This is a genomic window from Achromobacter sp. NFACC18-2 (assembly GCF_900108985.1).
Classification (GTDB): Bacteria; Pseudomonadota; Gammaproteobacteria; order Burkholderiales; family Burkholderiaceae_B; genus Achromobacter.
Genome location: NZ_FNYM01000008.1, coordinates 271,889 through 297,673, shown reverse-complemented (window position 1 = coordinate 297,673; position 25,785 = coordinate 271,889). Strand labels below are relative to the sequence as shown.

The 25,785-nt window shown below is 64.0% G+C and carries 17 protein-coding genes and 1 pseudogene; 10 read left to right on the top strand and 8 right to left on the bottom strand.

Going from position 1 to position 25,785, the window contains the following annotated elements; translation table 11 throughout:
• The first annotated feature begins 38 nt into the window (after positions 1-38).
• The 4 genes and pseudogenes from BMW75_RS15105 to BMW75_RS15090 all read left to right on the top strand — a co-directional run bounded on the left by BMW75_RS15105 (position 39) and on the right by BMW75_RS15090 (position 4,703).
• A pseudogene (locus tag BMW75_RS15105) lies at positions 39-850 on the top strand (formate/nitrite transporter family protein).
• 13 nt (positions 851-863) lie between these two features.
• Complete coding sequence (locus BMW75_RS15100) at positions 864-2,609, top strand: bifunctional protein-serine/threonine kinase/phosphatase (protein ID WP_092580432.1); 1,746 nt, start codon at positions 864-866, stop codon at positions 2,607-2,609.
• A 12-nt stretch (positions 2,610-2,621) separates the two neighbouring features.
• Positions 2,622-3,398 (top strand): uroporphyrinogen-III C-methyltransferase, encoded by a 777-nt coding sequence (gene cobA, locus BMW75_RS15095; protein ID WP_217646947.1) that lies wholly within the window; start codon positions 2,622-2,624, stop codon positions 3,396-3,398.
• A gap of 42 nt (positions 3,399-3,440) precedes the next feature.
• Positions 3,441-4,703 carry a nitrate- and nitrite sensing domain-containing protein gene (locus tag BMW75_RS15090; RefSeq protein ID WP_092580384.1) on the top strand — a complete coding sequence of 421 codons (1,263 nt, stop codon included), beginning with the start codon at positions 3,441-3,443 and terminating at the stop codon, positions 4,701-4,703.
• Between the two features lie 10 nt (positions 4,704-4,713).
• Here the strand turns inward: BMW75_RS15090 and BMW75_RS15085 are convergent, their stop codons facing one another.
• From BMW75_RS15085 to BMW75_RS15075, 3 genes are all read right to left on the bottom strand, one after another.
• Complete coding sequence (locus tag BMW75_RS15085) at positions 4,714-6,240, bottom strand: MFS transporter (RefSeq protein WP_092580383.1); 1,527 nt, start codon at positions 6,238-6,240, stop codon at positions 4,714-4,716.
• A 112-nt stretch (positions 6,241-6,352) separates the two neighbouring features.
• Positions 6,353-6,814: a MarR family winged helix-turn-helix transcriptional regulator gene (locus tag BMW75_RS15080; RefSeq protein ID WP_092580382.1), complete on the bottom strand. Its 462-nt coding sequence runs from the start codon at positions 6,812-6,814 to the stop codon at positions 6,353-6,355.
• Between the two features lie 97 nt (positions 6,815-6,911).
• Positions 6,912-8,912 (bottom strand): transcriptional regulator, encoded by a 2,001-nt coding sequence (locus BMW75_RS15075; RefSeq protein ID WP_254792019.1) that lies wholly within the window; start codon positions 8,910-8,912, stop codon positions 6,912-6,914.
• A gap of 149 nt (positions 8,913-9,061) precedes the next feature.
• On the opposite strand from BMW75_RS15075, the gene BMW75_RS15070 reads away from it, so the two are divergent.
• Entirely contained in the window at positions 9,062-9,910 is an 849-nt protein-coding gene (locus BMW75_RS15070; RefSeq protein ID WP_092580380.1) for a class I SAM-dependent methyltransferase, read from the top strand.
• A 263-nt stretch (positions 9,911-10,173) separates the two neighbouring features.
• Here BMW75_RS15070 and BMW75_RS15065 read toward each other — a convergent pair whose 3' ends face one another.
• Positions 10,174-11,235, bottom strand: coding sequence for a LacI family DNA-binding transcriptional regulator (locus tag BMW75_RS15065; protein ID WP_092580379.1), 1,062 nt, complete (start codon positions 11,233-11,235; stop codon positions 10,174-10,176).
• 112 nt (positions 11,236-11,347) lie between these two features.
• Here BMW75_RS15065 and BMW75_RS15060 point away from each other — a divergent pair, with 112 nt between their 5' ends.
• Genes BMW75_RS15060 through BMW75_RS15040 form a run of 5 tightly spaced genes read left to right on the top strand, consistent with a single transcriptional unit; the run spans position 11,348 to position 17,493 of the window.
• The gene (locus tag BMW75_RS15060) at positions 11,348-12,370 is read left to right on the top strand and encodes a TRAP transporter substrate-binding protein (protein ID WP_092580378.1); all 1,023 of its coding nucleotides are present in this window, start codon (positions 11,348-11,350) and stop codon (positions 12,368-12,370) included.
• A gap of 11 nt (positions 12,371-12,381) precedes the next feature.
• Positions 12,382-14,262: a TRAP transporter large permease gene (locus BMW75_RS15055; protein ID WP_076520439.1), complete on the top strand. Its 1,881-nt coding sequence runs from the start codon at positions 12,382-12,384 to the stop codon at positions 14,260-14,262.
• Between the two features lie 60 nt (positions 14,263-14,322).
• Positions 14,323-14,862: a VOC family protein gene (locus tag BMW75_RS15050; RefSeq protein WP_092580377.1), complete on the top strand. Its 540-nt coding sequence runs from the start codon at positions 14,323-14,325 to the stop codon at positions 14,860-14,862.
• Between the two features lie 25 nt (positions 14,863-14,887).
• Entirely contained in the window at positions 14,888-16,165 is a 1,278-nt protein-coding gene (locus BMW75_RS15045) for a ribulose-bisphosphate carboxylase large subunit family protein (protein ID WP_092580376.1), read from the top strand.
• Positions 16,162-17,493 carry a four-carbon acid sugar kinase family protein gene (locus tag BMW75_RS15040; RefSeq protein ID WP_092580375.1) on the top strand — a complete coding sequence of 444 codons (1,332 nt, stop codon included), beginning with the start codon at positions 16,162-16,164 and terminating at the stop codon, positions 17,491-17,493. The genes BMW75_RS15045 and BMW75_RS15040 overlap by 4 nt, the downstream gene beginning before the upstream one ends.
• A gap of 132 nt (positions 17,494-17,625) precedes the next feature.
• On the opposite strand, the gene BMW75_RS15035 is transcribed toward BMW75_RS15040, so the two are convergent.
• The 4 genes from BMW75_RS15035 to BMW75_RS29135 are packed head-to-tail and all read right to left on the bottom strand — an operon-like array spanning position 17,626 to position 25,682.
• Positions 17,626-22,710: an EAL domain-containing protein gene (locus BMW75_RS15035; RefSeq protein ID WP_092580374.1), complete on the bottom strand. Its 5,085-nt coding sequence runs from the start codon at positions 22,708-22,710 to the stop codon at positions 17,626-17,628.
• Positions 22,711-22,741: 31 nt separating this feature from the next.
• Entirely contained in the window at positions 22,742-24,088 is a 1,347-nt protein-coding gene (locus BMW75_RS15030; RefSeq protein WP_092580373.1) for a response regulator c-di-GMP phosphodiesterase, NosR family, read from the bottom strand.
• The gene (locus tag BMW75_RS15025; protein ID WP_092580372.1) at positions 24,089-25,246 is read right to left on the bottom strand and encodes an ATP-binding protein; all 1,158 of its coding nucleotides are present in this window, start codon (positions 25,244-25,246) and stop codon (positions 24,089-24,091) included.
• Between the two features lie 46 nt (positions 25,247-25,292).
• A complete protein-coding gene (locus tag BMW75_RS29135; protein WP_139208536.1) occupies positions 25,293-25,682 on the bottom strand; it encodes a hypothetical protein in 390 nt (129 codons plus the stop codon).
• Between the last annotated feature and the right edge of the window lie 103 nt (positions 25,683-25,785).

Here is a 25,785-nt window from a genome sequence, read left to right as displayed (position 1 = left end):
GGTTCTTTTCAAACATCAGCACAGCAACAGGAAACAACATGTCCTACCTAGCTCCCTCCGAGTTCGTCACCAAGATGGTGGATGCGGGCGAATCCAAGCTCTACATGGCGACCCGCGACGTCCTGATACGCGCCTTCATGGCCGGCGCCATCCTGGCGATCGCCGCGGTCTTCGCCGTCACCGTCACGGTGCAGACCGAATCGCCCATCCTGGGCGCGGCGCTCTTTCCCGTCGGCTTCTGCATCCTGTACCTGATGGGCTTTGACCTGCTGACCGGCGTTTTCGTGCTGACGCCGCTGGCGCTCTTCGACAAGCGCCCGGGCGTCACGGTGGGCGGCATCCTCAAGCACTGGGGGCTGGTCTTCGTGGGCAATTTCCTGGGCGCGCTGACTGTGGCCGTCCTGATGGCCATCGTCTTCACCTACGGCTTCTCGGTGCCGCCCAACAAGGTCGGACAGGTCATCTCGCACATCGGCGAAAACCGCACGCTGGGCTACAAGGAATACGGCGCGGGCGGCATGCTGACCATCTTCATCCGGGGCGTGCTGTGCAACTGGATGGTGTCGCTGGGCGTGGTCGGGGCCATGATCTCCACGACGGTCAGCGGCAAGGTGATCGCGATGTGGATGCCGGTCATGCTGTTCTTCGCGATGGGTTTTGAGCACTCCATCGTCAACATGTTCCTGTTCCCGTCCGCGATGATCATGGGCGGCAACTTCTCGATCATGGACTACATGATCTGGAACGAAATCCGGTCGTGCTGGGCAACCTGATCGGCGGCATCTCGCTGACGGGCCTGACGCTCTACACGACGCACATGAAGACCGCGCCCAAGCGCCGCTTCGTCTGATCGCCTCTTGCGCATGGACAGCCCTACGCCCATCGCGCCCGCCGCCTCGCTGAAGGTGGCGGTGGGCCAGCACACCGATCCCGGGGTCAAGTCCGTGAATCAGGACTTCCACGGCTTGTGCGTGCCGGGCGAGCCGCTGCTGGGCGCCAAGGGCATCGCCATCGCGCTGGCCGACGGCATCAGCAGCAGCAACGTCAGCCACATCGCCAGCGAGACCGCCGTGGCGAGCTTCCTGGAAGACTATTACTGCACGCCCGAAACCTGGTCCGTAAAGAAATCGGCCCAGAAGGTGCTAAGCGCGGCCAACGCGTGGCTCCATTCGCAAAGCCGCCAGCGCCATGGGCAGGACCAGGACAGCGGCTATGTCTGCACCATGAGCGTGATGGTGCTCAAGGGCGCCACCGCGCACATCCTGCACATCGGCGATGCGCGCATCTACCGCCTGCGCGACGGCGCCGTGGAACAACTGACCGAAGACCACCGCGTCTGGGTCGCCCACGACAAGAGCTACCTGGGCCGCGCGCTGGGCCTGGCGCCGCACCTGGAGATCGACTACCACACGCAGGCGGTGGAAGCAGGCGACGTATTCCTGCTGGCGACCGACGGCGTGTACGAACACGTCACGGATCAGGACCTGCGCGACGCCGTCGCCGCCCACCGCGACCACCTGGACGATGCCGCCCGCGCCCTGGTTCAGCTGGCGCAGGAACGCGGCAGCGACGACAACCTGACGATGCAGATCGTGCGTGTCGACGCCCTGCCCGCCCGCCAGGCCGGCGAAATGGCCCAGTATTCCGGCAGCCTGCCCTGTCCGCCCCTGCTGGACGTGGGCCAGGTGTTCGAAGGCTTTCGCATCACGGACGAACTGCGCGCCAGCAGCCGCAGCCACGTCTACCTGGCCGAGGACCTCGACAGCGGCGACACCGTGGTCATCAAGATCCCGTCGCTGGACCTGCGGCACGATCCGGCCTACCTGGAGCGTCTCCTGACCGAGGAATGGCTTGCGCGCCGCATCGACAGCCGCCACGTGGTGCGCGCCTGGCCGCGCACGCGCACGCGCCGCTCGCTCTACACCGTCAGCGAATACATCGCAGGCTGCACGCTGACGCAATGGATGGCCGCCAACCCGCGCCCGGCGCTGGAGCCGGCAATCGCCATCGTGGAGCAGATCGCCCGGGGCCTGCAGGCTTTTCACCGGCTCGAGATCGTGCATCAGGACCTGCGCCCGGACAACATTCTCATCACGCCGGACGGCACGGCCAAGATCATCGACCTGGGGTCGGCCCGCACCGCCGGGATCCAGGAACGGGGCGCGGACGGCGACGAGCCCATGCCCGTGCTGGGCACCGCGCAATACGCGGCGCCCGAGTACTTTCTGGGCGAAGCGGGCACGACGCGCTCGGACATCTATTCGCTGGCCGCGATCCTCTACCAGATGCTGTCGGGGCGCCTGCCCTATGGCGCCGACGTGGCCCGCGCGCGCAGCCGGGCCGCGCAACTGCGCCTGGCCTACGTATCGGTACTGGACCGCGACCGGGAGATCCCGGCCTGGGTCGACAGCGTCCTCAGCCGCGCCCTGCATCCCGATCCGCAACTGCGCACGCCCGAGCTTTCCGAGTTCACGCACGCGCTGCGCCATCCGGCGGACGTGCGCGCCGGCGAGCGCCTGCCCCTGCTGGAACGCAACCCGGTGGCCTTCTGGAAAGGGCTGTGCCTGGTCCTGGCCATCGTGATCGTCATCCTTGCCTTCAACCCCTGAACCGAGGCGCCCATGCCCGACCTGAACCCCACCGTCTCCCTGATCGGCGCCGGTCCCGGCGACCCGGAATTGCTGACCCTCAAGGCGGTCAAGGCCCTGGGCAGCGCCGACGTCGTCCTGGTCGACGACCTGGTCAACCCGGAGATCCTGCAACACTGCCCGCGGGCGCGCATCGTGCGCGTGGGCAAGCGCGGCGGCTGCCGCTCCACCCCGCAGGACTTCATCCAGCGCCTGATGCTGCGCTACGCGCGCCAGGGCCTGCGCGTGGCGCGCCTGAAAGGCGGCGACCCGTGCATCTTCGGACGCGGCGGCGAAGAAGCCCAATGGCTCAGCGACCATGGCGTCGCCTGCGAGATCGTCAACGGCATCACCGCCGGGCTGGCCGCGGCCACGTCCGCCGGCATTCCGCTGACACAGCGAGGCATGGCCCAGGGCGTTACACTCATCACGGCCCATTCCCAGGACGGCGCGACGCCCGACTGGTCGGGTCTGGCGCGCAGCGGCACGACCCTGGTGGTGTACATGGGCGTGGCGAAGGTGCATGACATGAGCAGCCAATTGCTGGCCGCCGGCATGGCGCCCGACACGCCGGTGGCCATGATCGAGCGCGCCTCCCTGCCCGGTCAGCGGCTCTGCCCATCGACGCTTGCCGGCATGGCCCGGGACGCCCAGGCCTTCGGCTTGCGCAGTCCCGCCGTGCTGGTCATCGGCGAGGTCGCCGCCTGCCGGATCTTCGGCCTCCTGGACGATAAGGCCGACGCCGATCCGCTGCCGCGCCGCATGGCCTGAGGTTCCGATTGACATCGCGCTTTTCACCGCATAGAGATTCCGATGGCTGAACGCCACATGCCGCCGCCGCTGCGCTTCCTGCTCGCCGCCCGCCGCAGCGAGCTCCATGGCCTGGAAGCCCTGGCCGCCACCTGCGACCTGGTGCTGCGCATCAGCGCCCTGGTGCACGCCCTGCAGAAGGAGCGCGGCTATTCCAACCTGACCCTGTGCAGCGCCGAAGACCGGCTGCAGCCCGCCCTCGCCAGCCTGTCGAGCGACGCCGAAGCGGTGGAAGCCGACGTGCGCGCCTTTCTGGACGGCCTTGAAGCCGACCCTGCCGCCGGCAGCGGGCGGGCGCGCCTGCTCAATTGCATCGCCTACGCGCTCTTGCGCCTGGACGAACTGCCCGGCCTGCGCCGCGCGGTCCGCGACCGTCGCGTGCCGGTCGAAGACGCCGACGTGCGCTTCACGCAGGTCATCGGCAGCCTGCTGGCGGTGGTGTTCGAAGCCGCCGATTCGTCGCTGGACCCGGGCGTCACGCGCCTGCTGGTGGCGCTGTTGAATTTCATGCAGGGCAAGGAATTGAGCGGCCAGGAGCGCGCCTGCGGCGTGATGGGCTTTACCGCCGGCTGGTTCGACGAAGCGCGCAAGGCGCGCATGCTGGGCCTGGCGGCCAACCAGGCGCGCAGCTTCAGCGTCTTTTCCCAATACGCGCAAGGCGCGCCGCTCCAGGCCTGGGACCTGGTGCAGCAGCAGGCCCAGCCGGTGCAGCGCATGCGCGACATGGCGCAGCACACGTCGGACGCGCAACGCGTCGACGGCGGCCTGGCCGAGCTGTGGTTCGACCTGTGCACCGCGCGCATCGACGCCATGCGCAACGTCGAGACGCAGCTGGCGCAGGAACTGGCGCAGCAGTGCGCCCGGCGCATCGCCGAGACCCGCCAGGAGCTCGACGACCGCCGCCTATTGCTCAGCCGCTACACCGACCACGCCAGCGGCCGTGCGCCCAGCCTGGTGTTCAGCGTACAGAGCCGCATCCTGGACGTGCCGCCCGAGGACGGCGTGGGCAATGAGCTGGAACGGTCCATCCTGGACATGATGCGCGAGCAGACCCTGCGCATGCAGCGCGCCGACGACGCGCTGACCAGCGTGCGCGGCGCGCTGGACGAAAGAAAGCGCATCGACCGCGCCAAGCTGCTGCTGATCAGCCGCTATGGCCTGACCGAGCAGGCCGCCCACGAACGCCTGCAACGCGCCGCGATGGACGGCGGCCTGTCGGTGGCGGACGTGGCGCGGCAGATCATCGCGCAGTTGAGCGAACACTGACGCGGCGCGCCTATCGGAACACCCGCTGCACCAGGCTGACGGCAGCTGCGGCGACCGCCACGGCCGCGACGATGCGGAAGTGATCCAGGCTGGCCAGCAGCACCGCCTGCTGGTTGAGCCATTGCGCGATCTGCGCCATGGCGAGCTGTTGCGCCTGCGCCGGTCCCACGGACGTCGCGAAGTAGGCCGACAACTGCGCCATCGCCGCCTCGAATTGCGCGTTGCCGGTAGCCACGCTGGCGTGCAGCACGGTGTAGTGCCGCGACGCGAACCACTGCTGGCCGATAGTGGCCAGCATGATGCCCAGCGCCTGCCCGATCTGCGCCAGCATGTTCTTGACCTGCTGCGCATGGGCGAACACGGCCGGATCGCGCGTCAAGCCGGTGAAGGTCTGCATCGCGGTCGTGGGCATGAGCGTCATGATGAACACGCCATAGCACGCCAGCGCCGGAAAGACGTCGGTCCACATGTTCGCGGTCGGCGTGAGGCGCGACATCAGCAGCCCGAAGGCCGCCAGCGCCAGGAAGCCGGTCACGAAGAATTTCCGGGGCGCGGGCCAGCGCGGCAGCAGTTGCGACATCACGGCCCAGGTGAGCACGCCCGCGCCCAGGCCCATCGCGAAGAACTCGCCCGCGGTGATCCACGCCAGTCCCAGCGCGCGCTGCAGCATCAACGGCACCAGGTAGCCGTTGGCGCCGAGCATCACGTAGCAGGCCATGAACAGGCCCAACCCGCAGAGGAAGCGCATCTCTTTCATGCCGCCCAGCCTGAGCAGCGGCGCCCCGTTGCGCGTCTCCGCCCACACGAACCAGCCCAGCGCCGCCACGCCCGCCACGGCCGACAACGCCAGCAGGCCGCCGTCGCTGAAGAAGTCGTAGTAAGAGCGCTGCAAGGCATGCAGCACCAGGAAGCTGCCCACGCCCAGGGCCGCGACGGGCAGGAGGCGCACGTTGCCGGCCAGCACCGAGCCGGCTTCGCGGCCCGGCATGGCCAGCATGACCGGGGCCATCGCCAGCAGCGACAGCGCGGCGATCAGCCAGAACATCAACGGCCAGCCATCGTGCTCGACCGCCATCGCGGCCAGCCAGGGCGCCAGGGCCGTGCCCAAACATAGACCCGACGCCAGCGCCTTGATGCCCAGAAAGCGCGCCGGCCCGGGGGCAATCAGGTTGACGGTCAGCCGGGACGACGTGAGCATCGCCGCGCAGCCCAGCGCCATCAGCACGCGACCCAGCAGAAAGCCCGCGGGGTCTTGCGCCAGCGCGCACGCCGCCGCGCCGGCGCCCGCGGCGGCCAGCGACGCCAGCAGATAGGCGCGCAGGCCCAGCCGGTGGGTCAGCCACCCCTGCAGGGCGATCATCACCACGGCCACGCAGGCGTACACCACGGCGATGTGGGTGTATTCCTCGGGGCTGGCGCCGATCTCTCCCATGATGGGCGCGGCGCCGAACGTGGCCATGCCGTTCTGCAGGAAGTCGATGAATGTCAGCGCGCCGATGACCAGCAGGAGCGAAAGCGGGGGTTTGGATGGGGACATGGAACCGCCTGGGAAGCGCTTGAAGAAGCCTGAGCTTGCCCAGGCTGTATATGCCTAGGCAGATAAATAAATAAAAAAAAGGAAACGACCCCGGAAAAGAAGATGGCGTTCCCTACCCTTGGTCCGATCGCGCATTCATCAGCAAGCGAGACAGCAACTTGTGCAGCATCTCCCCTTCGGCTTCCGAGAAGCCGGCCAACAACCGGCGAAACGCCACCTCCGTCGCCTGCCGCGCCTGCGGAAAGGCCGCCTGGCCCATCTCGGTCAGCTCGATCAAGTAACTGCGGCGGTCGGCTTCGTTTTCCACGCGGCGGATGAAGCCCTTGGCGGCGATGCGGTCCAGCAAACGGGTCATGGCGCCGGAGTCGTAAGCCAGCACGCGGCAGAAATCGCTGAGCGTGCGGCCCCACCCCTTGACGATGCAGTTCAGCACGACGTACTGCTGCACGGTGATCTGAAGCGGAGCCAGTTCGCGGTCCAGGGCCTCGTGGATGCCATTGCGCACGGACGTGACCAGAAAGCCGAGTTCGCCGGTGCAGAGTTCGTCCAGAACGGAAGGGGAATCGTTGCGCATGATGGGCCTGCCGCGCCGCGGCGGAATCGATCGACGCATATTAACTGCCTAGGCAGGCACATGCAAGCCTACGCTTTCCGCGCAGGGCCGTCGCGCCTCACCCTATCCCGATCCGCCGCGCGCCCTCACGGAACAGCGCCTGCGTGTCCGGCGCCAGCCTGAACGCCCCCAGGAAATCGTCCACGCGGTACGCCGGCGCCGCCTTGCGGATGGCGGGCAGAAAGCCGAGCGCCTCGTCGATCCGGCCCGCCATCGCCAGACAGCACGCGGCGATGGCCAGGATGTGCACGTGGGCGTTGGGCCGCGCCGCCGCCTTGACCGCCCACCCCGCGGCTTCCTCGATGCGGCCCAGGCGCACCAGCGCCAGCGCGCGCACCGCCAGCATGCCGAACAGCAGCGGATCGAAGGGACTGAGGTGGCGGGAATGGTCGGACGCGCCGATAGCCGCTTCGGCGTCGCCCAACTGGCAGTCGACAAAGCCCAGCGTGTAATGTCCCAGGGCGAAGTTCGGGCTCAAGTCCACGGCAATCCGCAGTTCGCTGATCGACGGATCCTGGCTGCCGCGCAGCCACAGCGCGCGCCCCATTGCCCAATGCGCGGCCGGGTCGCGGTCGTCGGCGATCAGGCTTTGCCCGGCGGTCTCGAACGCCAGGTCGATGGCCGGCGCCTGCTCGCCCCAGCGCTGGAATGCGGTCTGCCAGTGGGTGAAGGACAGGCCCGCGTAGGCCCGCGAAAACGTCGGATCCAGCCGCACCGCCAATTCGAAGAAATGCCGCGCCTGCTCGTTGTCGGTGCGGTTGAACCGGTACATGTGCCATAGGCCGCGGTGATGCGCCTGCCACGCATCCAGCGAATTGGGCGGCGTCAGGATGGCGCGGTTGCGTTCGGCGGCCTCGATCTCGATATCGATCGACGCCACGATGCGATTGCCGATCTCGTCCAGGGCCAGCAAGGCGTCGTCAAACGTGTGGTCCAGGACGTCCGCCCAGACGATACGGGCACTGCGGGCGTCCACGAGCTGCACTTCCACGGCCAGGCGCTGGCCCTGGCGCCGCAGCGATCCGCTCACGACGTAGTCCACGTTGAGCGTGCGGCCCGCCTCCTCCGGCCCCACGCTGCGCTGGTCCAGCGCGAACACGGTGCCCTGCGCAATGACGAAAAGGCTGCGCAGCTTCGCCAGCCGGGTAATGATGTCGAAGGCCAGCCCGTCCGCCAGGCCGCCCCGCACACCCGCCTGTGCCGACCGGTCCGCGAAAGGCATGACGGCGATCGACGCGCGTCCCTGCCGTTCCGGAGCAGGGTCCGACTGGCCGGGCGGCGGTGCGTCAGCCGCGGACGGGACGCCGCCCGCCAGGCGGGCGCGCACCTCGCGCCACGCGTCGCGCAGCGGCCGCCCGTCCAGGCCCTCGGCCTCGAACGCCCGAACGGCCGCCGCCAGGTGTTCTTCGCCTTCGCGCCATTGCCCGCGCAATCCCAACGCGCCCAGCATCTGCTGGTGCGCCTGCGGGTCGAAGGGCGCGAGCCGCAGCCACTGGTCCAGGCACGCGAAGCTGTCCTCCGACCCCGCCGGCAGCGCCGCGGCCCGGCGCGCCAGCACGGCCGCATGGCAGGCCCGCAGGCGCCGCCGCTGCGCGGTCAGCCAGCTATGGAAGAACGGACTGCGGCCGATCTCCAGCCCTTCCAGGAAGTCGCCCGCAAACAGCATCGACAGGTCGCGCAGCCGCTCCGGGCTTACGTTATCGATCCCGCTCTGCATCGCCGCGTCTATGTCCAGGACGTCCACGCGGCAATCGGACAGGTCCAGGCGCACGCTGTCCTGCGCCGTCTCGACCCGACGCCTGCCGGGCTCGTCCAGCAGGCCCCTCGCCTTGCTCAGGCACCAGCGCAGTTCGCCGCGCGGATCGTTTGGAATGTCCCACAGCAATTCGCACAGGTGCGAGCGCATGACCGCATGGGGCGCCAGCGCCAGGTACGCGATCAGCGCGCGCAGCTTGCGCGACGGCGGCAAGGCAACGGGCGCGCCCCAGCGCGTGATCGCCATCGGCCCCAGCATGCGCACGTGGATGGCCGCGCCGCCGGATTCCACCGCAGATTCCACGCCGGCTACCACGCTCGCCTCCACGCGCGGTTTCTATCGTGGTTTCCGGGGCGCACGGCACGCGAAAGCCTTCGCGGCGCTGGTTGCACGGCCCCGGCGCGCTGGTCATGGAGGCCGTCGCGCATCCCACGCTCTATCGGAGACACACCATGTCCATTTCCTCCCTTGCCACCAGAGACGTGCGCGACACCGCACAGCCTGACCTGGCCGCCTTGAAAACCCGCCAGCAGAGCACCTGGTCTTCCGGGGACTACGCCGTCGTCGGCACCACGCTGCAGATCGTAGGAGAACAGCTTTGCGAAGCGCTTGACGTGCGCGCCGGCCAGAAGGTGCTGGACGTCGCCGCCGGCAACGGCAATGCGACGCTGGCGGCCGCTCGCCGCTGGTGCGACGTCACCTCGACCGACTACGTGCCCGCGCTGCTGAGCCGCGGCCGCGAACGCGCCGCCGCCGAACGCCTGAAGATCGAATTCCAGGAGGCCGACGCCGAGGCGCTGCCCTTCCCGGACGCGGCGTTCGACGTCGTGATGTCGACTTTCGGGGTGATGTTCACCGCCGACCAGGACAAGGCCGCGGCCGAACTGACCCGCGTGTGCAAGCACGGCGGCAAGATCGGCTTGGCCAACTGGACGCCGGACGGCTTCATCGGGCAGATCTTCAAGACCATCGGCAAGCACCTGCCCCCGCCCGCAGGCGTGAAATCGCCCGCCTTGTGGGGCACGAAGGCGCGCATCGAAGAGATGTTCGGGGCCGAGGCGTCGTCGATCCAATGCGAACCCCGCCACTTCGTCTTCCGGTACCGGTCGCCCGACCACTGGATGCAGGTCTTCAAGACCTATTACGGCCCGCTGCTCAAGGCGTTCGGCGCGCTGGAACCCGCGGCGCAGACGGCGCTCACCGCCGACATCACGGCACAGATCGACAAGTTCAACCGGTCCGGCGACTCGACGATGGTGGTGCCCAGCGAGTACATGGAAATCGTGATCACCCGCCGGTGACCGCGCCCGGGTCCCCGCCTCGCAAGAGGCGGGGCCGGCCATGCGGACGGCGGACAGGAAGCGATCCATGGCGTAGCGCCTTCACAGCCGTCCGCCGGCGGGCGCCGGGGCGGCCGTTGTTGAACAACCCTGCGTTGAGGTTGGCAATGGCATGCCGACCACTGCCGGAGTGGGTGCGAGCCCATAGCGGGAATCATACGCCCGCGAATCTCCGATTGGCGCTTTCAGACGCCGCTGCCGGGCCGCCGGGCGCGGCCCCACGCCTACGGCAGGTTCTCGCGAAAGATCACCTGGCTGCGCGCCAGCTCCACCCCGTTCATTGCGCTGCGCTTGTCGCGCAGATTGCTGAAGATGCGCACGCAGCTCATCAGCGCTTCCATGGGGCTCTGCGTGATGACGGCGTCCATCGTGCCGTCGATCAGCAGCGCCCGCGTGTCGGGCGTGAGGCCATGCCCGATGAAAACAACCCGGTGCTGCTGCCCCGCCTCCTTCAGCGCGCGGGCCACGCCATCGGACGCGCCGCCGATGTTGTAGATGCCGGCAAGCTGCGGATACTGCTCCAGCAACTGGCGCGTCTGCTCGTAGTTGCGCTGCGCGTCGTCATAGCCTTCGCGCAGGTCCACCACCTGCATCGCCTGGAACTGCTCCGCATAGAGCTGCAGAAAGCCGCTTTCGCGTTCTTCGTGCGCCCGGTAGTGCCGTGACCCGGCGATCAGCGCCACATGCGCCGCGCGCAAGCCGATGAAGCGCGCGATGAGATAGCCAGCCGTGCGGCCCGCGGCGCGGTTGTCCAAGCCCACATAGGCCACGCGGGCGCTGTTGGCGATATCCGAAATCAGCGTCACGGTCGGCACGCCCTGCTGCGCCAGCGCGTTCACGGCCTCGCGCACCACCGGATGCTCCAGCGCCATGAACGCGATGCCGTCGGCCCGCTTGCCATGCCGGGCCAGCGCCTGCGCCAGCGCATCGGGATTGAAGCTTTCCACGTAGTCGACCTGGCACTTCGCGTTCAGCGGGGCGAAGTGTTCGTGCGCGTAGCTGACCGTGTCGCCCAGCATGCGCAGGTAGCGATTGCTGCCGCGCGGCAGCAGGAACACCAGCCGCATCGGCTCGGGCGCGGCCGCCGCGTACGCTGCTTCGTCGGGCAGGTAGTCCAGGTCGATGGCGGCCTTGAAGACCTTTTGCGCCGTGGCGGGGCGGACACCGGGGCGGCGGTTCAGCACCCGGTCGGCGGTGGCGGTGGACACGCCGGCGCGGGCGGCGACGTCGGCCAGACGAGCGAGCTTGCGGTCGGAGGCGGGATTATTCACATCAAAAACCATCATGAATAAGATTTGACGATGATAGCGCCTATTCACTATTGTCCATTCTGCCGCATGGCTCAGGCGGTTTTGTGGCACATCAAAAAACATCATAACTACGACTATGGAGACAACCATGAAGCTGCTGACACGCCGCAGTGCCTTGCGCCGCCTTTGCGCGGTTCCCGCCCTTGCCGTCGCCGGCACCGGCTTTCCGCTGATCGCCCGCGCCGCCGACTTTTCGCTCAAGTACGGCAACAACCTGCCGGTGACGCATCCGCTGAACATCCGCGCCCAGGAAGCCGCCGAACGCATCCTCAAGGATAGCAACGGCCGCGTCGACATCAAGATCTTCCCGAACAACCAGCTCGGCGGCGACACCGACATGCTGGCCCAGGTGCGCTCGGGCGGCATCGACTTCTTCACGCCGTCCGCCCTGGTGATCGCCACGCTGGTGCCGGTGGCGGCCATCAACGCCGTCGGCTTCGCGTTCAAGGACTACGGCCAGGTCTGGACCGCCATGGACGGCGCGCTGGGCGCCCATGTGCGCGCCGCCATCGCGCAGCGCAAGCTCTACGCCTTTGAAAAGATGTGGGACAACGGCTTTCGCCAGACCACCAGCAGCAAGGCGCCGGTCAACACCGCCGCCGACATGGACGGCCTGAAGATCCGCGTGCCGGTGAGCTCGCTGCCGATCTCCATGTTCAAGGGCCTGGGCGCCGCGCCGGCCAGCCTGCAGTTCAGCGAAGTCTATTCGTCGCTGCAGACCAAGGTGGTGGACGCGCAGGAAAACCCGCTGCCCATCATCCAGGTCGCCAAGCTGTACGAAGTGCAGAAATACTGCTCGCTGACCAACCACATCTGGGACGGCTACTGGTTCATCGCCAACGGCCGCATGTGGGAAGGCCTGCCCGCCGACCTGAAGACGGTCGTTGCGCGCGGCATCAACGAAGCGGGCCTGGCCCAGCGCGAAGACATCAAGAAGCTCAACGCCTCGGTGCAGTCCGACCTGGAAGCCAAGGGCCTCGTGTTCAACCAGCCGTCCGCCGACAGCTTCCGCGACCAGCTGCGCACGGCGGGCTTCTACAAGGAATGGCAGGGCCGGTTCGGCAACGAGGCCTGGGGCTTGCTGGAGCAGTCCGTCGGCAAGCTGGCCTGAGGTCGCGCGCCATGTCCTCCCTGTCCGCTCCCCACGCCGCCACGCCCGCGCTGCCGGCCAATCCCCTGCGCCGGGCGGCCGGCGCGCTCGACAGCGTGCTGGGCAGTGTGGTCGAACACGTTGCCGCGGCGATCGTGCTGATCGAGATCCTGGTGCTCTTCGCCGGCGTCGTCTCGCGCTATGTGTTCCACAGCCCGCTGGTCTGGTCCGACGAACTCGCCTCCATTCTGTTCCTGTGGCTGTCCATGCTGGGCGCCGTGGTGGCGCTGCGGCGCGGCGAACACATGCGCATGACGGCGCTGGTGAACAACGTCAGCCCGGCGCGGCGCGCGCAGCTGGAAACCGCGGCGCTGGCGGCGTCGCTGGCGTTCCTGGTGTTGATCCTGGCGCCCGCCATCGAGTACGCGCACGAAGAGCACTTCATCATCACCCCCGCGCTGGAGCTGAGCAACGCCTGGCGCGCCGCCGCGATTCCCGTGGGCATGGGGCTGATGGGCGTCATCGCCGTGCTGCGCCTGCTGCGCACGCAGCCGCTGCCGCAGGTGGCGACGGCGCTGGCCGGGGTGGCCGCGATCGTGGGCTTGTTCTGGCTGGCGCAGCCGCTGTTCTCGGGCCTGGGCAAGCTGAACCTGGTGATCTTCTTCGTGGGCATCGTCGCGGCCACCGTGTTCTCCGGCGTGCCCATCGCGTTCTCGTTCGCGCTGGCCACGTTTTCGTACCTGGCGCTGACCACCAACACGCCGATGGTCGTCATGGTGGGCCGCCTGGACGAAGGCATGTCCCACCTGATGCTGCTGGCGGTGCCGCTCTTCATCTTCCTGGGCTCGCTGATCGAAATGACGGGCATGGCGCGCGCCATGATCCAGTTCCTGGCCAGCCTGCTGGGCCACGTGCGCGGCGGGCTGTCGTACGTGCTGATCGGCGCCATGTACCTGGTGTCCGGCATCTCGGGCTCCAAGATCGCCGACATGGCGGCCATTGCGCCGGTGCTGTTCCCCGAAATGAAAAAGCGCGGCGCCAAGCCCGGCGACCTGGTGGCCCTGCTGTCCGCCACGGGTGCGCAGACCGAGACGATTCCGCCGTCCATCGTCCTCATCACCATCGGTTCCGTGACGGGCGTATCCATCGCCGCGCTCTTCACGGGCGGACTGCTGCCCGCCGTGGTGCTGGGCCTGGCGCTGTGCACGGTGGTCTGGTGGCGCTACCGCAAGGAAGACCTGAGCCTGGTGCAGCGCTTCACCTTCAAGGAGATCGGCCGCTTCTTCATGATCGCGCTGCCCGCGGTGGCCCTGCCCTTCGTGATCCGCGCCGCCGTCGTCGAAGGCGTGGCGACCGCCACCGAAGTCTCCACCATCGGCATCGTGTATTCCGCCGTCGTGGGTCTCTTGATCTACCGGCGCTTTGACTGGGCGCGCCTCAAGCCCATGCTCATCGAGACCGCCTCGCTGTCGGGCGCCATCATGCTGATCGTCGGCTGCGCCACCGCCATGGCGTGGGCGCTGACGCAGTCGGGCTTTTCGGGCGACCTGGCCAAGCTGATGGCCGGCATGCCCGGCGGCAGCTACGGCTTCCTGGCGGTGTCCATCGTGGCCTTCATCATCCTGGGCAGCGTGCTGGAAGGCATCCCCGCCATCGTGCTGTTCGGTCCGCTGCTGTTCCCGATCGCGGTGCAGGCCGGCGTGCACGAAGTCCACTACGCGATGGTCGTGATCTTCGCGATGGGCATCGGTCTCTTCGCGCCGCCCTTCGGCGTCGGCTACTACGGCGCCTGCGCCATCAGCCGCGTCGACCCCAACGAAGGTATCCGCCCGATCTGGGGCTACATCGGCGCGTTGCTGATCGGCCTGATCGTGGTTGCCGCCTTCCCCTGGTTCTCCATCGGTTTTCTGTGACGCGACGCGGCTCCGCCCGGCGGGGCCGCGCACTCCACCTCTTTTAAGAAAGATTCCAACATGAGTCGTTTCCTGGGCGAGATCCGCCAACTCGGTTATGTCGTGCATGACATCGAAGCCGCCATGGACTACTGGAGCACCCAGCTCGGCGTGGGTCCCTGGTACTACAACCCGCGCGTGCCCATCGTCAATTACCAATACGACGGCGTGGGTTACGAACCCCACAACTCGGTGGCCCTGGCCAACTCGGGCTACGTGCAGGTCGAACTGATCCAGACCCGCAACGACGTGCCTTCCATGTACCGCGACTTCCTGCAGGCGGGCCGCACCGGCCTGCAGCACGTCGCCTACTGGACCGAAAGCTACGACGCCGACCTGGAGCGCCTGCTGGCGCAGGGCTTCAAGCCCAAGATGAGCGGCGAAGTCGGCGAAAAAGGCCGTTTCATCTACTTCGACACCGAATACCACCCCGGCACCGTCATCGAGCTGTCCGAAGTGGCCGGTCCCAAGGGCCGCCTCTTCGACCTGATCCGCGAAAGCTCGCAGAACTGGGACGGCAAGGATCCGGTCCGCGCCTTTCCCGACCTGACCCGTCTCTGATCCGCCCTGCCGCCTCATCGCCACCATGAATTCCCAATCGTTTACCGCCACCTACCTGATCGAAACCCCCGTCGACCCCGCCAAGGTCGCGGAGGTCATGGCCGGCGAGCAATCCTGCGGCACCTTCACGCGCGTCCAGGGCGAGACGGACGAACTGCGTGCCCGTGCGCGCGCGCGCATCGAATCCATCGAAACCCTGGAAACCGTCGACGCGCCCAGCCTGCCCAACGCCTACCTAGCGCGCCAGCCGGGCGGCATGCCAGGCAAATTCCAGCGCGCGCGCGTACGCATCGCGTTTCCCGTCGCCAACGTCGGCGCCAACCTGCCCACGCTGGCGGCCACGGTCGGCGGCAACCTGTACGACCTGGGCGAAGTCACCGGCCTGCGGCTGGAAAGCATGGAGCTGCCCGCCAACTACCGCGCCCAATTCGACCTGCCCCAGGTCGGCATCGCCGGCACGCGCGCGCTGACTGGCGTGGACAAGGGTCCGCTGGTGGGCACCATCATCAAGCCCAACGTCGGCCTGTCGCCCGAGCAGACCGCGCACCTGGTCGCCCAGCTCTGCGCAGCCGGCGTGGACTTCATCAAGGACGACGAAGTGTGCGCCAACCCGGCCCACGCCCCGCTCGCCCAGCGCGTCGCGGCCGTGATGGCCGTGGTGCGCGCCCACCGCGACCGCACCGGCCGCAACGTCATGGTCGCCTTCAACATCAGCGACGAGACCGACGCCATGCGCCGCCACGCCGACCTGATCGAACGCGAAGGCGGCACCTGCGTCATGGCCAGCCTGAACTGGTGCGGCTACTCCGCCATCCAGACCCTGCGTCGCAGCACGCCGCTGGCATTGCACGGCCACCGCAACGGCTTTGGCGCGCTGTCGCGCCATCCGCTGCTGGGCATGGGCTTTCAGGCCTACCAGACGCTGTGGCGGCTGGCGGGCGTGGACCATATGCACGTGCACGGCCTGCAAGGCAAGTTCTCGCAGGAAGACAGCGAAGTCGTCGACTCGGCGCGCGACTGCCTCGCCTCGCTGACCCCAGGGATTGACGACGCCGTCATGCCTGCTTTCTCGTCCGGCCAATGGGCCGGCACGGTGCCCGCCACGTGGGCTGCGGTGCGCAGCGACGACCTACTGTTTATGTCGGGCGGCGGCATTCTTGCCCACCCGGACGGCCCTGCCGCTGGCGTGCAGAGCATCCGCCAGGCGTGGCACGCGGTGCGTGACAACCAGGCGCTGGAAGACTACGCCCGCAACGCGCCCGAGCTGCGGCGCGCCCTGGACTTCTTCGGAAACCGCGCATGACGGGCGCTCCCGCGCCACAGGTCTGCTGGTATGGCGACGACTTCACCGGCGCCACCGACACGCTGGCCGAAGTCGCTCGCGCGGGGCTGCGCAGCCTGCTCTTCTTGAGCGTGCCCTCTCCCGCGCAACTGGAGCGCGCGGGTCCATTGGATGCCATCGGCATCGCTGGCGCCGCGCGCGGCATGGCACCCGAGGAGATGGCCTCTGAACTGCGCGCGGTCGGTGAGTTCATGGCGGGCACCGGCGCGCGCGTGCTGCACTACAAATGCTGTTCCACCTTCGACAGCGCGCCGCACGTCGGCAGCATCGGGGCCGCCGTGCGGGAATTGCGGCGGCACCTGCCCAATCCCATCGTGCCCATCGTGGGCGGGCAGCCCAGCATCGGACGCTATTGCAGCTTCGCGCAGCTTTTTGCGCGAGCGGGCGCCGCGCCGGAAATCCACCGGATCGACCGGCACCCGGTGATGAGCGTCCATCCGGTGACGCCGATGCACGAGGCGGACCTGCGGCGGCATCTGGCGGCGCAGGGATTGGCTGGCATCCGGTCGGTGCCTCACATTGACTATCCATCGGCCGCGGATGTGCCGGCGGTCGACGACTGGATCGACCGTCTTCTGGACACCGCCGACGGCCCGCTGCTGCTGGACCTCGTGGACGAATCGCAGCTTGCCGTCATCGGCCGCCTGATCCGCCGCGCGGCGGCGCGCGCGCCGCTGCTGGCCGTAGGCCCGAGCAGCGTGCAGCAGGCGCTGGCCCGCGCCTCGCCGACCCCGCGCGAAGGCATGGCCCCGCCGACGCCGCTCGCCTCCGCCGATGGCCCGGTGCTGGTCGTGGCGGGCAGCCTGTCGCCCGTCACTGCACGGCAAATCGCCGCGGCTGAAAGCTATGCCCGCCAGCCATTGGTGACCGAGCGCCTGCTGGCCGATCCCGACTACGCCGCGCAACAGGTCCAACAGGCAGCCGCCATGCTGGCCCAGGGCCGCAACGTGCTCGCGCACACCGACAAGCCGTCGGGCGCCGTCAACGCCGAACAGACCGCCGCCACCGCGCTCGCCACGGCCCGGCTCGTCGCCGACATCGTGCGCGCCAGCGCCCAGGCCGGCCGACGCCTGAACCGCATCGGCATCGCCGGCGGCGACACGTCCAGCCAGGCCACGCTGGCGCTGGGGCTTTGGGGGCTAGCGTTTCGCTGCGTCCTGGCGCCGGGGGTGACCGTGAGCGTCGCTCGCAGCGACGATCCCGTGACGGACGGGATCGAATTGATGCTCAAGGGCGGGCAGATGGGGGGGGAGCGGTTGTTTGATGAGCTGGCGGCGGGCGGGGGGTGAGACCTCGCCCCGACGGCTCCAGAGGAAGTGCCAGGCGGCGTTTATACCCCCATTCCCCGACGAGCAAATCAACACGAGCCTATTCCGGACGAAAACTCTCTGTGACCCGGCATTGACACCACCAAGGCCATGCTAGGCAGTATCTTCGATGTCCTCACTTTTGCGAAACGCGACGGCTATGGAGTCCCGCAGTTCCTCGTCGTCCCAAGGTTTGGTGAAGTACCGATAGATTGCTCCTTTGTTGATGGCGGAAGTCACGGATGCCAGATCCGTATACCCGGACAGGATGATCCGCACTGTTTCCGGATACATGTCCTTGACTCGATGAAAAAATTCTGTCCCAGTCATCTCGGGCATTCTCTGGTCGGAAACAATCACATCCACCCTATTGCTTGCAAGCAACCTGAATGCATCTCGCGGCGTTTGGGCAGTCAAAATTCTGTACCCGTCCCGGCGCAGGACCCGCACAAGCGCTCGCAATATATTTTCCTCATCGTCCAGGAGCAACAGCACCCTTTCCACTTCGGTCGGCGCGTTGTCGCCCCATGCATTGCCGGAGGACGAGTTATCTCTCAAGTAACGCGACAGCGCGTCGAACGGCATCGGATGCGCGAACAAATAGCCTTGAAAATAATCGCAATGATTGCGGCGCAAGAACGCGTACTGGGCTTCGATCTCAACGCCTTCCGCCACAACTTTCAGATCGAGGTGATGAGCCATTGAAATAATCGCCTTTGCAATAGACGCATCGTGTCGGTCACTGATCACCTCTTGAACAAACGAGCGGTCTATCTTCACCTTGTCAATTGGCAGATTCTTGAGGTACGTCAAGCTTGAATATCCGGTACCAAAATCGTCAATCGATATTTTCACGCCCAACTTTCTAACCTGCCGCAGTGTATCTATGGCTCTTTCCGCATCATCGAGCAATACGCTCTCTGTAATCTCGATCTGGATGCTCTGAGGGGTCAAGTCGTGCCGCAGGATCTGACGTTCCAACTCCGATACAAAATCAGTACGTTGGAAGTAAAGCGCCGACACATTAAGCGCAACGGGACAATCGGACCACCCCAGTTCCCGCATGGTCGCAGCATCGCGGCATGCCCTCTCGATCACCCATCTACTCAGCGGAATGATCTGCCCCGTCTCTTCTGCCAAGGGAATAAAGAATGACGGCGGAACGAACCCACGGACAGGATGTTGCCAACGCAGGAGCGCCTCGACTCCAGCGATCCGATGGGTTCGGCCATCAATAATAGGTTGGTAGTAAAGCGCAAGTTCCTCGTTATCGAGGGCACGCTTCAAGTCACCACGGAGGGCAAGCCGCTCTTCGATATCCTTCCCGAGATCGATCGTATATTCATGCCACGTGTTTCTGCCCTCACGCTTCGCCCTGAACATTGCAAGGTCCGACTCGCGCACCAACTGCATCGGATCCTTGATAGACCCGTCGCTTATCGTAAGCCCTGCACTTGCGGTGATATGCACCTCCAATTCCCCGATTTGGTAGGGCGCACCCACAGCGCTGATTGCCGCCTCCATAAGGCGATGTGACCGTTCGCGCGAAATCGAGGCCGACACGACTACAAACTCGTCCCCGCCAACGCGGGCAACCATCTCCCCCTTTTGCAGGCACGCGCGCATTCGCTGGGCGACCTGAATCAAAACTCGATCGCCAAAGTCGTGGCCCATCGAATCATTGATCAACTTAAATCCATCCAGGTCAAAGAATCCGACTGCCAGCGTGTCGCCTCGTCTGCGAACATCGGCGCAACTTCGGACAAGGTGCTCCCTGAGTAACCGCCGGTTAGGCAGCTCCGTCAGTATGTCGTGGGTCGCACCATACTCAAGTTGCTCCTCGATTTTCTTTTGCTGGGTAATATCATTGAGAATGCCAATGAAATGATCCACACGCCCCATTTTGTCAGGCACAGGCGCAATATAAAGATGATTCCAGAACGCGGTTCCGTCCTTGCGCGTATTCTGAAGGACGATGTCAACTTCGCGGTTATCCGCCAATGCAGCGCGAATTTTTGAGACCGCAATCGGATCTGTTTCCGGGCCCTGCAAAAAGCGGCAATTCCTGCCGAGCACCTCGGAACGGCTGAATCCCGTCATGCGCTCAAAAGCCGGATTTACGTAGATCAACGGCAGTTCTGGGTCGGTTGCGTCGGAGATCGTCACCGCGTTGTAGCAGGCCTCCAGACTGCGATGAAGCAAATGCAGCTGCTGCTCAAAATGGTTGCGCGCCCGCAAGTCTCGAAGCGACAACAATCGCATCGGTTCGCCCTCCCATTCTGTTTCTGACAGGGCAACCTCCACTTCCAGATTTTCTCCTCCGGCATTTTTCGTTTGCCATTCGAAGAGTTTGGTCGGCGATTCGGGCAAGTGAAGACGCATGTTCTGCAACCCTGCCTGGGTCCTGCCGAACATTTGCTGCGCAGCCTGGTTCCCAAAGCGCACATAGCCGCTCTGATTCACGACCAGCACCGCATCTCGCATATCAACAAGCAATTGGCGAAGTTGCCGCTCCTTCGCTCTGATCACGCTACCCGCGCGCTCCTGCTCCGTGACATCCCGGGCGATGCCAAAGACGCCCAACACGCTGTCCTCGACCTTGATCGGCATATTTGTGACATCGAAGATGCGAATCTCGCCATTCAAGCCGATGCATTTAGCGAGGTATCGTCGAACTTCGCCCTGCAGCACTGCATCGAAATGCTGATCGACGATCGGCAGCTCATCAGGAATAACGACGGACCGATAAGTTGTTTGCAATAGCTCGCTTTCGGAAAGCCCCGTCAGTATCGCCACCTGAGGGTTGACGCTTGTGTAGCGTCCACTCGCATCAAACGAATACACGGCGTCGGGATTAAAGTGGTATAGAGAGTGATAGCGTTGTTCGCTAGCCTCCAGGCTTCTGCGGACATCCGCCGCGTTGATGGCCACCGTGGCCAACTGGCAGATCGCCGAGAGCGCCTGTGTATCGTGCGGCAACCGCTGGTCGTCGGGCCAGTAAACGACTACAGAACCCAATAGCTTCTCGCCGTGCGCCATGGGCGATGCCCAGCACGCGAACCTCGCGGTTCCGCATTTTGGCTCGCAGCCCGGCAAATCAAGCTTGTCGGTGAATACCGCGTCGCCCGCCCTGATTGCATTGCCCGCGGGGGAATCGGCGGTCAAAGGGAGCATTTCTCCAAGCCCTATTTCAAATTCAGCTCCCGGCCCCGCTGCCATCAGCAGTTCTAGGTCTCGATGACCGTTCATTAGACGACGAACAGCCAGAGTGGCGTTCGGGACGACTGTCTGGACTAGATCAGCCACCGATCGAAGGACATCTTCCAGGGGTGCTCTCGAAACAATCTGGTCATACACCCGACGCGATGCGTTATTGAATTTTTCCTGCTGACGGATCCAGTCCACATCGTGCGCAACACAATACAACAACTGCTCGGCCTCGACCCATTCGCCGGACAATCTGATCGCAACGGCATTGCCCGATTTGTCAATAAGCTGGTTCTGAAATTTCCAGTCGGTGGAGTGCTCGGCCATTGCTGACTCGATCGCCAAGCCTGTACGCCTTTGCTCATGCTGCGGCACGTACTCCATTATTCTGCTGCCCTTCAACTCCTTCGGTGAGTAACCAAGGATGCGTTCCGCCGAACTGCTAACCTCAATAAACACGAGATCGCGGTTGAGTGCAAATATGATATCGCCGGAAAGGCGCATCATCCGAGCTTTCATACTGTTCAGACGATGCTGAATCTCAAGGCTGCGCCGAAGTGCCAGGTGAGTTCTCGAAAGTTTGTACGACCTGCGTCTTGAGGACAAGCTCAGTTGCTGATTCAGCATTAGGAAGAGTGTCGCTGCCATGCCAACCAGCATTGCGGCAGTGGATAGAAACGAAATCGGCCCTTCCGTGGCAGTGCCTCGATACCAGCCTCTGATTTTGGCCAGATTGTCATGGTCGATCGTTATCGGAGCTTGCACGAGCAGATCCCCTCGACTGACAGAACCAGAGTGGTAGATTTCTGCTTCTCTGTACTCCACCGAGACCGCCGCCAGCCCTACGGACGGCCCCGGAGATTGAAGAAAGAGATCCGCAACTTGTTGAACGGCAACCAGGTACGCAGGTTTTCCATTACGCGGATGCAGAGGCTGCAGGCTCACAGCAACGATGGCTCGGGCCGGCATACCTTCGGTCTGCACAGGCGAACCGACATGCGCTTTGCCGGTGTTTGTAACGTGGTGGAGGAGCGCCCTTGTAGACGAGGCCGCCACATATTTTCTCAACCACTGATCGTCCGCGGCACTATCGGCATGAACGAGAAATACATCGCCATCCCTGTCAACCAGCGCCATTGCCTTAAAGCCCGGTATATCACGGAGAAATGCGCGACCATCGAGCTCAAAGGCTGTTTTATCCGGGAGCCTCCCATCGGCGGCCCATCGCTCGACCAATCGATTCAATACAGTGAAGCGCTCGTTAACAGCCGCGTCCAACTGGTCAGCAGCCTGGCGCAGCAATATTCGGGATTGATGGACCTTTACATTGAGTTCTTGCGTGCCGATGATGCACCAACACAGTACGGCCACCAATGAGCCGATCCCCGCCAGCCAAACACTCCTTGTCTGCCGCGCCAGGACTTTTTCAGTACGCCGCTGAATTATTAAAGCGATTGCGCTTGCGGCCATGAGCACCAGGAGCAACGTGTAAAGCCCCTCGATCCGGAAGATCACCGCAATGCCATTTTCAAGCGGCCAGGCTTGTACTCTTGCAATCACCTGAAGCAGCGCACTGAGGCATGTCAAGCTGCCCAGGACCCGCCGCAATCGTCTCGAGCGGGGAGAAAGTTCAAGCAAGCCAATGGTGCAGCAAACCAATGCAATTGTGATTTGCATTAGGGGAGTGAGCGGGGAGTGTTGAGTCCACAAATTCCACCCTACCGAAGGGCTTAGCGTCACTGCAACCCACAAATTTGCTGCCAGTGTAAGCAGGTTCACAAATAAACCCAGCCGCGCAAACCCCAATGCGCTTAACAGCAATGTCAGGCCCATGGCGCCGAAGAGCACGGCCCCTTGCTCGATCGATATTGCGAGCTCGGGAAGGTGATCAACCAGCAGAGGCCTCCAGATTAGCCAGGCGAGCCCCACCCAAAACAGCACGAACCCCACAACGACAGGAAATGCCGAAATAAAGATATTCCGCATTTTCATGAATGCCTCTCGCAATTCTTGCAAACGCTGATTAATCTTCTATCTCGGACACGCGCACGAATAATTGATAGGTCGCGTCTTCATTCTGCTCAAACACCACCAATTTATTTATCAACCTCTCCGTCAACGGCTTACCTGCGCTGATCAGCAGCATCCCGCTTAAAGCGTGAAGGTCCTTGACCAGCACCATCCCCGGCTCAAGCCTGGCCGTATCCAGGACAAGCACCGTGTCGTCAGAGGTCTGGGTGCTTTCGATCATCGCCATCACTTCAATGTATGGCTCGCACAATGCCGGGTCGTAGAGTCGACCAGAGTACTTCCGGACCGCCTCAATCGCCTCCTCATGGCCCAACTTCCTCGAAAGAAGCATACCCATCTGCAGCTCCACGTAGTCCGTAGCGATTTTCAGGACGCGCGCGCCGTAGGGTATTGCTTCGCCACTTAGGCCATCCGGGAATCCAGCGCCATCCCAGCGTTCCTGATGATGACGAATGATGGTTGCGGCATCGTTTGCCGGCTCCAGTGACATAAGCAGACTTTCTCCCACCACTGGATAGGTCCGATATCGCTCACGATCATTGCGCTCCATCCGATCCGGTGATCCGGCAATGAGCACGTCGTCCCATGTCAATTTTCCAATGTTATATAGCGCAGACGCGATGGCGAGGTCCTGCCTGTGCTTTTCACTTAAAGCCACCTTGTCGCAGAATGCGCTGACGAGTGAAGAAACCTTGGCGTTGGACTGCTTCTCCGGGGGTAGCCTGAGGTTTATCAGTGACGAAAATACTTGAGTCGCGGTGACATAGCTTTTCTGCAGACTTTGGTGGGCCTGCTCTAGCTCTCCATTGGCACGCTCAAGCTCCACTGTGCGTTCCACAACACGAGCTTCCAAGGTGTTGTTGAGCTCTTGTAATTCCTGGTATTGTTGGCGATTTATCTGTTCAAGCCGCCGCCTCTCCGACTGCGCATGCTGAAGGGCAAGTCCTTGATTAACGGTGATACGCAGCTGATCTGAATTCCAGGGCTTCGTCAAATACCGGTAAATGCGCCCCTCATTAATTGCGCGAATTGTGTTGCTGTGCTCCGGATAGCCCGTCAGGAGGATGCGCACGGTATCTGGCCAGCGCTGCTGGACGACCGCCAGCAAGTCCGCGCCTGACATACCAGGCATATTGGCATCACAGACGATGAGGTCGACCTTGTTATTCGCCATCATATTGATGGCATTGACTCCGTCTGTCGCACTCAAGATGTGCTGGTGCGCCCCTCGAAGCTCCCGAAGAAGACTGGCTAAAATGTTTGGCTCGTCATCGACCAACAGGATGCACCCTCGCGTATCCGGGCTTTTGGCATGTTTTATATTTTCGATCCCGGGCATTTATTCGTCCGCCGTCTTCTGATGAATGGGAAGCCAGATTCGAAAGCGTGAACCCCAGCCCTTCTTGCTAAAGACCTCAATGCGGCCCCGGTGCTGTTCCACGATTCCATACGAGAGGGCCAGGCCCAGTCCGGTTCCTTTTCCCAATTGCTTTGTGGTATAGAAGGGTTCGAATATCCGATGCAGCGCGTCGTCTTCAATCCCGTCGCCCGTATCCTCCACTTCGAACCAGACGTCTGCGCCATTCACGCCCGAGCGAATGGTGATCGTGCCGTGGGTCTCTATTGCCTGCACGGCGTTGATGAGCAGGTTCAGCGTCACTTGATTTATCTGAGACCCATTACATTCCACAAGGGGAAGCACGCCAAAGTCGCGAACGATATTTGCTTTGTATTTAAGCTCGTTGTTTACAACTTTCAGCGTAGTCTCGATGCCGTGATGCAAGTCGAATTCGCGAAATCCGTCCTCCTCCGGGCGCGAGAAGTCTTTCAACGCCGTTATTATTTTCTTGACCCGATCAATTCCGTCCTCAGATTCGCTGAGCAACGCAGCCAGATCATTGCGGATATAGTCGTACTCAAGATTCCTCTTAAGATGGCGCAGGTCATCAAGATGGGCCACACCTTCCACCGCATCGACAATCTTCAACAGGTCCCGCACATAGTTTCCAAGAGCCTTGAGGTTCGAGAATACGTAGCCGATCGGATTGTTTATTTCATGCGCCACTCCCGCGGCTAGCTGTCCGATCGCCGCGAGCTTTTCCGTCTGCATGATGTGACTATGTGCAGGGATGACGGGCCGGACGTTCTTCTCGACCGCTTCAGCTTGAATTCGCAGTGCCGGGGGTTGACCTGGACGTGCCCCTCCCGTATTGAGACAACGCGCGAATACCAGACACCGGGATACGCCGGCGTTTTGAGGAATCTCGAAGTCGGCGATGGGCATCCGCGAAGCTTCACGCGACTTGAGTTCCAAAGGGACTTCCGCCGTCGAGTCCCCGGCGAACCTCAACGCTTCCATGGACGCCCCGACCGCCGTGCGGGCAGTGATGCCTGTCAAGACCTGCATGACGCCGTTCCAAGACCGGACCACTCCGTTCTGGTCAACAAGCACCACGCCAATCCTCTCAGGGCCGTCCGCGTTAGGAATAATATTCATTTAGCCTCCTCGACTTCCTGATCGCCCTGGGGCATCTAGCGACTCTTTAATCACAAAATATTTCGTAGGCTGGAATTTTACGTATCAATTCGACATATTCGATGCTCACTGTGTAACTGTTGCGGGCGAGCGACTTCGGTTTGATGCCGGCCTTGCTGCACGTCCGCCCAAGGGCGGAGACCTTGACACGCGGGGCAAGAACGGCAAGGCGAAAGCTGCTAAGGGCGAACACGCAAGAAGCCGTCAGCGCGATCAGCTCTTCCTGGTTGCCAAGCGCCTGGAGGCGACGCGCTATCCAATCTCGACAATGATCAGCCTGATGCAGACGTCCGTATTCGTCACCGTGAAGCCGTCCCTGTTCGACGCGCGGGCGCTTGGCCTGGACGTTGTTCCCGTCCCCGAGCGCGGCATCATTCGCGAGTTCCAGATCGTCCACCGGTCCGATGCAGACCTATCTCCTGTAGCCCGCAAGATGATTCGCTTGATTCATGCTCACTTCGAACCGGCGGGCCGATTGACCCAGTCCCCCTGTGAGCAGT